The organism is Neisseria sp. P0008.S010 (genome assembly GCF_051962715.1).
Classification (GTDB): domain Bacteria; phylum Pseudomonadota; class Gammaproteobacteria; order Burkholderiales; family Neisseriaceae; genus Neisseria; species Neisseria elongata.
In genome coordinates this window covers 1-7,065 of sequence record NZ_JBQCVA010000061.1, presented here as the reverse complement: position 1 = coordinate 7,065, position 7,065 = coordinate 1, and the positions used below count along the sequence as shown (strand labels likewise).

At 48.3% G+C, this 7,065-nt stretch carries 9 protein-coding genes; 8 read left to right on the top strand and 1 reads right to left on the bottom strand.

Translation table 11 applies throughout. The features are described from left to right. The first annotated feature begins 270 nt into the window (after positions 1 to 270). From nirK to ACTHSL_RS11415, 3 genes are all read left to right on the top strand, one after another. Entirely contained in the window at positions 271 to 1,494 is a 1,224-nt protein-coding gene (gene nirK / locus ACTHSL_RS11425) for a copper-containing nitrite reductase (RefSeq protein ID WP_440381496.1), read from the top strand. Positions 1,495 to 1,709: 215 nt separating this feature from the next. Then, positions 1,710 to 2,213 (top strand): c-type cytochrome, encoded by a 504-nt coding sequence (locus ACTHSL_RS11420; RefSeq protein WP_440381495.1) that lies wholly within the window; start codon positions 1,710 to 1,712, stop codon positions 2,211 to 2,213. 49 nt (positions 2,214 to 2,262) lie between these two features. Then, entirely contained in the window at positions 2,263 to 3,009 is a 747-nt protein-coding gene (locus tag ACTHSL_RS11415) for a formylglycine-generating enzyme family protein (RefSeq protein WP_049249901.1), read from the top strand. Between the two features lie 447 nt (positions 3,010 to 3,456). Here ACTHSL_RS11415 and ACTHSL_RS11410 read toward each other — a convergent pair whose 3' ends face one another. Continuing rightward, entirely contained in the window at positions 3,457 to 4,212 is a 756-nt protein-coding gene (locus ACTHSL_RS11410; RefSeq protein ID WP_440381494.1) for a S24 family peptidase, read from the bottom strand. A 231-nt stretch (positions 4,213 to 4,443) separates the two neighbouring features. Between ACTHSL_RS11410 and ACTHSL_RS11405 the strand changes: the two genes are divergently transcribed. From ACTHSL_RS11405 to ACTHSL_RS11385, 5 genes are all read left to right on the top strand, one after another. Next, entirely contained in the window at positions 4,444 to 4,689 is a 246-nt protein-coding gene (locus ACTHSL_RS11405) for a helix-turn-helix domain-containing protein (RefSeq protein WP_083284577.1), read from the top strand. A 72-nt stretch (positions 4,690 to 4,761) separates the two neighbouring features. Beyond that, positions 4,762 to 4,947 carry a hypothetical protein gene (locus ACTHSL_RS11400; protein WP_440381493.1) on the top strand — a complete coding sequence of 62 codons (186 nt, stop codon included), beginning with the start codon at positions 4,762 to 4,764 and terminating at the stop codon, positions 4,945 to 4,947. Between the two features lie 158 nt (positions 4,948 to 5,105). Then, complete coding sequence (locus ACTHSL_RS11395; protein WP_440381492.1) at positions 5,106 to 5,324, top strand: phage GP46 family protein; 219 nt, start codon at positions 5,106 to 5,108, stop codon at positions 5,322 to 5,324. After that, the gene (locus tag ACTHSL_RS11390; RefSeq protein WP_440381491.1) at positions 5,321 to 6,376 is read left to right on the top strand and encodes a baseplate J/gp47 family protein; all 1,056 of its coding nucleotides are present in this window, start codon (positions 5,321 to 5,323) and stop codon (positions 6,374 to 6,376) included. Before ACTHSL_RS11395 ends, ACTHSL_RS11390 begins: the two co-directional genes overlap by 4 nt. Beyond that, a complete protein-coding gene (locus tag ACTHSL_RS11385; protein WP_440381490.1) occupies positions 6,373 to 6,936 on the top strand; it encodes a YmfQ family protein in 564 nt (187 codons plus the stop codon). The genes ACTHSL_RS11390 and ACTHSL_RS11385 overlap by 4 nt, the downstream gene beginning before the upstream one ends. The last annotated feature ends 129 nt before the right edge of the window (positions 6,937 to 7,065 follow it).

The window sequence follows — 7,065 nt, the reverse complement described above, 5'->3', positions numbered from 1 at the left end:
CTAAATATAAGCTCTAAATATAAGCTCTAAATATAAGCTCTAAATATAAGCTCTAAATATAAGCTCTAAATATAAGCTCTAAATATAAGCACAAAATAAATCGATTTCTTATATTTTAAGCCCTAGTTATGTTATGTTGAAGCATGTAAAACTAACGAAATAAAATGTTAATGCCGCCTATTTGATTTATATCAAATAAATGTTAAGATAGGTAATCCATAATGCCATCACTTAATTTGTAAACGTAACCCAGTAAAAGGAAAGTATCTTATGAAACGCCAAACTTTAGCTGCTCTGATCACTTCAGCGTTTGTTTTAGCGGCCTGTAACGGTCAGCAACAAGCCTCACAGCAACCTGCCGCACAAGGAACTCAGGCTACAGCTTCTTCTACCCCGTCCGCTCCGGATGTAGCTCCCCAAACTGCCGAAGCCGATGTTCCGGTTGATCAGCTGCCTGTTATCGATGCAGTTATGACCCATGCTCCGGAAGTACCTCCCCCGGTAAACCGCGATCACGCTGCTTTGGTTAAAGTAAAAATGGAAACCATCGAAAAAACCATGAAAATGGCTGATGGCGTTGATTACACTTACTGGACATTCAACGGTGACGTTCCAGGTCAAATGATCCGTGTGCGTGAAGGCGATACCGTGGAAGTAGAATTCTCCAACAACCCAAATTCTACCGTACCTCATAACGTTGACTTCCACGCTTCTACCGGCACTGGCGGTGGTGCTGCTGCTACATTTACCGCACCCGGCCGCACTTCTACTTTCCGCTGGAAAGCACTGCAAGCCGGCCTGTACATCTATCACTGTGCTGTGGCCCCGGTAGGTATGCACATCGGTAACGGTATGTATGGTTTGGTCTTGGTTGAGCCTAAAGAAGGCCTGCCGAAAGTAGACAAAGAGTTCTACATCGTTCAAGGCGACTTCTACACCAAAGGCAAATACGGCGAGCCTGGCTTGCAACCTTTTGATATGGATAAAGCCATCCGTGAAGATGCAGATTACGTAGTATTTAACGGTCACGTTGGTGCTATTGCAGGCGATAACGCGCTGAAAGCCAAAGTAGGTGAAACCGTACGTATGTACGTAGGTAACGGTGGTCCGAACTTGGTGTCTTCTTTCCACGTTATCGGTGAAATCTTCGACAAAGTATATGTTGAAGGCGGCAAACTGATTAACGAAAACGTACAAAGCACCCTGATTCCTGCAGGTGGTGCAGCTATGATTGAGTTTAAAGTTGATATTCCTGGCAGCTATACCATTGTTGACCACTCTCTCTTCCGTGCATTTAACAAAGGTGCTTTGGGTCAATTGGTTGTAGAAGGTGAAGATCATCCAGAAGTAATGACCAAAAAACTGAGCGATGAAGCCTATAAAGGTACTGGCGCAGCAGCAGGTGCAGCTTCTGGTGCTTCAGCTCCTGCAGCCTCAACTCCTGCAGCTCCCGCTTCAGCTTCTTCCAACCCTGAGAGTGGTGCAAGTCATTAATCGTTAATTTGGTTCTATAAAACCATTATTAGGCATCTATATTCTTGGATGAAAGGCCGTCTGAAAACATTCATATGATTCAGACAAACCAAAATTCAGGTAGTATAGATGCCTTTTTTCAATTATTCTAAGTATACTTTTTTGAGATAAAACAATTTATTGCAAGATTAGTGCAGCTAAAATAATAAAATACTAATTTAATTGAGGAGCAAAAAATGAAATCTACCTTATTAACCCTCATTGTCGGCTGTCTACTCCTTTCTGCTTGTAACGATCAAAGTCAAACCAACACCCAGCAGACAACTGCAGAAACTCCAAAAAATACAAACGTATCTGCCGTTACTGAACAACCTGCCGTTGCACCTAAACAAGCAAGTGAACCCCAAGTTGATGAGAGACTAAAGGCAGGGAAAGACATTTACGATAAACGATGCAAAGCCTGTCATGGTGCAGACGGAATGGGGGCAAACGACTCACTGCCTCCGCTTGCTAAATCAGACTATTTTTCGGAAGATAAAATGCAATTGGTAGCCTCTATCGCCAAAGGCATACGCGGACAAATTACCGTCAACGGAAAGACATACGATGGCATCATGCCCGCCCTGCCTATGAAAGACGAAGAGCTTGCAGCAGTTTCTACCTATGTATTAAATATGTTTGACAACAAAGGTGGGGAAATTACTGTTGAAGAAATTGCCGCCTTCCGAGCAGGGAAATAATCTTTCTCTCTCGACAGGACACATGTAAATCATCCAACATGAGGAAATTATGAAAAACTCTATTTTTTATACATTATTACTTACAAGCGCAGCATTATCTTCAGCGACAGATATGGCAGACATTAGCGGTGGCACCTACCGGCCGCTTTACTTGGCCGCTGATGCCCCACTAACTAAAGTGTCTTCTTATAAATTAGACAAACTACCTGTAACCAATGCACAATTCTTTGAATTCGTAAAGAAAAATCCACAGTGGCAACGTGGAAAACTCAGCAGCAAACAGGGTGACAAACATTATCTCTCACACTGGATTAAAGATGGTAACGGTTTTGCTCCAAAAAAAGAAGACTTGAACAAACCAGTTGTATTTATTTCATGGTTTGCAGCCAATGCTTATTGTACTGCCCAAGGTAAGCACCTACCCACTATCAACCAGTGGGAATATGCCGGACAAGCATCCGAACTCAAGCCAAACGGGGCTAATGAAAAAGCTTATAAAGACACCATCCTTAACTGGTATGCACAAGGCAGTCGACAGGGTTTGCGTGATGTAGGCCGTATGAAACCCAATTATTGGGGCATCTACGATATGCACGGCCTAATTTGGGAATGGACTGAAGATTTCAACAGCAGTCTGTTAAACTCCGGAGGAGTAGATAGTGCCATGTTCTGTAGTGGTGCAGCAGCAGGAGCTACTGATCCTACAAACTACGCAGCGTTCCTACGCTATGGTTTCCGTACAAGCCTACAGTCAAAATTTTCAGTGCATAACCTAGGCTTCCGCTGCGCACAATAAAAATTAGCGACTGAAAGGCCGTCTGAAAAATATTCCACTAAAAAAGCATTAGTTTCTTCAAATGCTCTTACCGAAATTTAGGAATAGAAAATAAAAAGGGAATGATAAATTTATCTTAATCAATACCCAAGATAATTCCCCCTATTCCTTCATTTCACAAAAAAATTAGGCTGCCTTAGATAACTAAGGCAGCCTAATTCAAAAAAGCCGAATAGCTAACACTATTCGGCTTTCATTTATTTCAATATTTGTGGGGAGGTGTTTATTTTTGCACTGAGTGGGTAGAAGAAAAAAAACGGCGAAAATCTTTATGGGGCGTGGGTTTGAGCAAAGCTGGTGCGGGAAAAAACTTGCACCAGCTTTTGCTTTGGTTTGATAAAAAATGCGTTATCTTTTGCACTGAAATGTGCGGAAAATAATCGGTTATTAAAGGGGATTTAAACTTTCTTAAATTTGCCGACCGAACCATACTACTTTGCCGATGATTTCAACGCCTGATGTTTCGTCAGCTAAATTTAATTCGAATGGTTGGTAAGCCTCGTTCGCAGAGGAAACCAGTAGATGGTTGCCCGGGAGGGTTTGGGTACGCTTGACTATGAGCTCCTCGCCAATCCGCAACACATATAAGCCGTTTCCGGGTTGATTTCGGCTGTGATCCACCAACACGTTATCGCCATCAAACAATATGCCCTCCATACTGTCGCCTGCCACTTTGACAACCGAGAGAGATTTAGGGTCGGTACGCAGATGGACACGAATCCAATATTTCCGAAAAGCCATTGTGAATCTTGGTTTTTCGTCTTCAGCGACATAACCATGTCCCGCCGCAACTTTAACGTTGTAACGTGGGATGAAGACAAATTCGCTCAAGTCCACGGGATTACCGAGCGTATCCCGCACCTCTGGGGCAGTCTGGATGCTTTTGGCGTTCCATTTTGCATTATAGCCCGCGACAGGCTCTTGCAACTCTTGATTACTATCTGTTGCAGCTCCTTTAGGGAAAGGCACACCTTCCCCAGTCATCAACCAATTCCAATCACACCCTTTCAATTTTTGAATTGAAACAAGGGTTTCAGCTTTTGGAATGGTGTCTTTTTCAAAAATCCTTAATACGCCGCTAATAGACCAATTTAAATCTCTTGCGATTTGTGCTGGCTTGGCATCGCCCCATAGGAATTGGAGGCGCTCTTTAAAGCTGCTCATAGCAAACCCAACTCTTTTGTTTAGTCATCTACCGACCAAACAAAAGAATAAACAAATAAAGTAGTTTTTGTTTAGTAAATTTTCAAATATTTATCAAATGATTAGCAAAATAGCTGAACAAATATAGAGATACTAAACAAACGATTGCACACACCGCATTTGTTTAGTAATATGCCAGCACGTTAAACGAAAGCGCATAACATTTAAGCTAAACGAATGGAGTGAATAGCAATGCAAAAAAATACAGCAGACTGGCACCGCGCGGATGTGGTCGCTGCGCTTAAAAAGGCAGGTTGGTCGGTGCGTGCCTTATCAATAGCCAGTGGATTAGGCCCTGACACCTTACGAAACGCTCTTTACTGCCCGTTCTACCCTAAAGGCGAAAAAATTATTGCCGATGCTTTAGGTATGAAGCCTGAAGATATTTGGCCGCAGCGTCATGCAACCCGGAACTTCCGGCCAACACTGCGAAAGTAGTGAATGCCTGAATTGTAGGTTAATTAAGCTAAAAAATCACGCATTTAAATTCCCGTACAGCGAATTTTCATTATGAGAATCACCAAACGACAGGCGAAAGCCACCTCTTTAGACCATGCCATTGAACTGGCCAAGCGTCATGCCAAGGAGCGGCGGCTGCCGTCAAAAGTGATGGCCGACCTGATGGGGGTGGAACTTAAAACGTATTACCGCTGGCTGTTGGAGAATATTGCCGCTCAATCGTATAGCCCAGTTTGAGGCGCTGACCGGCAGCCGCTTTATCAGCGAGTATTTGAGTGTGCTGCACGGCGACCGGGTGGTGATTGAAATCCCGCGCGGACGCAAGGGCAAGACGGCGGATATGGCGCAGGTGCAGAGCCAAACGGCAGCAGCTTTGGCATTGTTGGCTAAATGGCATGCACGAATTGCGCCGCATGAAAGACCTGCCGCGCATGGCGGTGCTGGCCAAGCAGTATGCCGAGCAGGCTTTGCAGCCGATTTTGGATGCCTGCCGCGCCGGCTGCATCAATGTGGCCGCCTCTTTGGCACGGCGCGGCTGGCTGCGGCTGTATATTGACGGGGAAGATATGAGCGGCCGGAATCTATCCTTAATCCATGAGGTGCGGCTGGCATGAAAACCAAAAACTTTGAGCAATTGCGCAGCGACTACCTGCGTGATTTGAGCAACCAACAGCCTGCTGCCCACACCCATCCCGGCAGCGACAATTACGCCCGCGCCACCGCTTTGGCCGCACTGGCCGAGGGGCAATACCAGCATCAAGAGTGGATTTTGCGGCAGGTGTTTGCCGATACGGCGGACACCGCCTATTTGGAGCGCCATTGCGCCATGTATCGCATTTGGCGCAAAGCGGCTGCCGCAGCGGCGGGCAGCATCCGCATCAGCGGCGCGCCCAATACCGTTATGCCTGCAGGGCTGGTGGCCCAAGTGGGCAACATTGCCTATCAAACCAGTACACCAGGTCAAACCGACGGCAGCGGTCAGGGATTGATTGCCTGCCACTGCCTGAGCACCGGTCCGGCCGGAAACCAGCCGGACAATACCCCGGCCAAACTGCAAAGCCCACCTGCCGGTATTAAGACGGACGCCGTACTCGTGAGTATGGTGGGCGGCACCGATATCGAGAGCGATGCCGCGCTGTTAGACAGGCTGCTGTCGCGCTTACGCCAACCGCCCGCCGGCGGAAATGCCTACGACTATTACCGCTGGGCAATGGACGTACCGAGAGTGGAGGCGGCATTTGTGTATCCGCTGCGGCGCGGCTTGGGCACGGTGGATGTGGCTATCCTCACCGCTTCCGGCCTGTCGTCGCCCGATGTGGTGCGTGCCGTACAGCAGTATATCGACGAGCGCCGCCCGGTTACCGCCAAAAACGTACAGGTGATGGCACCGCAGCGTGTGCCGCTCAATGTATCGGTGCGCGTATCGCCGGCCGACGGCTACACCTTGCCTGCGGTCAAAGATGCCGCTGCCCGCGCCTTGTCAGCCTATTTCGCGACCATCAAGCCGGGCGACACCGTCTATAAAAGCCATATCGAGGCACTGATTAGCGACACTCCGGGCGTGCGCGACCGCGTTTTGGTCAGCCCGTCTGCCAACCAAAACGCCACCATCACCCCGCACATCCAATGGCTGGCCTTGGGCACGTTTGAGATGACCCTGTTATGACTTACGCTGATTTACTCCCACTCTACTATCCGCCCGTCAGCTACGACGTACGTGCCACCCGGCAGGCCGCCGAGCGGCAGGCGGAAGCCGCCATATTCGGCGGCGTGCAAACGCAGTCGGCACAGGTGCTGGCTGCCGCCTACGCCCCCACTGCCGGTGGCGACATCACACGCTGGGAGCGCCTGCTCGGCATCAATCCGCCGCAGCCCGACAACTACGCCCGCCGCGTAGCCGATGTGTTGGCCAAACTCAATGAGACCGGCGGCCTAAGCATCCCGTATTTCATCCGGCTGGCTGCCGCAGCCGGCTACACCATCACCATCAGCGAGCCGCAGCCTTTCCGCGCCGGTGTAAACCGCGCCGGCGACCGTCTCGCCCGCGAAGACATTATGTGGGTGTGGTGGGTGGACGTGGCCGCCCAATCGCAAACCGTGTGGCGCTTCCGCGCCGGCTCCGGTACTGCCGGCAGCCGCTTGAGCCAATACAGCGACGCCGTAATTGGTAGTCTGTTCAACCGCCTCAAACCCGCCCACACCGCCATCCGATTCAACTACCACTAAGGACTAATTCATGTGTAGAAATCCCTAGCGTTGTTTACAGTATTTCCAGGAGAATACTAGACCTCTTGCGAAAGTATCCTGAAGATTTACAATTTCCAAATGAAATACGAAAACCTAATCCAAAGAAGC

Excerpts from the sequence above, each read along its gene's own strand:
- nirK (WP_440381496.1), top strand. The coding sequence starts at position 271 with ATGAAACGCCAAACTTTAGCTGCTCTGATCACTTCAGCGTTTGTTTTA.
- ACTHSL_RS11420 (WP_440381495.1), top strand. The coding sequence starts at position 1,710 with ATGAAATCTACCTTATTAACCCTCATTGTCGGCTGTCTACTCCTTTCT.
- ACTHSL_RS11415 (WP_049249901.1), top strand. The coding sequence starts at position 2,263 with ATGAAAAACTCTATTTTTTATACATTATTACTTACAAGCGCAGCATTA.
- ACTHSL_RS11410 (WP_440381494.1), bottom strand. The coding sequence starts at position 4,212 with ATGAGCAGCTTTAAAGAGCGCCTCCAATTCCTATGGGGCGATGCCAAG.
- ACTHSL_RS11405 (WP_083284577.1), top strand. The coding sequence starts at position 4,444 with ATGCAAAAAAATACAGCAGACTGGCACCGCGCGGATGTGGTCGCTGCG.
- ACTHSL_RS11400 (WP_440381493.1), top strand. The coding sequence starts at position 4,762 with ATGAGAATCACCAAACGACAGGCGAAAGCCACCTCTTTAGACCATGCC.
- ACTHSL_RS11395 (WP_440381492.1), top strand. The coding sequence starts at position 5,106 with ATGCACGAATTGCGCCGCATGAAAGACCTGCCGCGCATGGCGGTGCTG.
- ACTHSL_RS11390 (WP_440381491.1), top strand. The coding sequence starts at position 5,321 with ATGAAAACCAAAAACTTTGAGCAATTGCGCAGCGACTACCTGCGTGAT.
- ACTHSL_RS11385 (WP_440381490.1), top strand. The coding sequence starts at position 6,373 with ATGACTTACGCTGATTTACTCCCACTCTACTATCCGCCCGTCAGCTAC.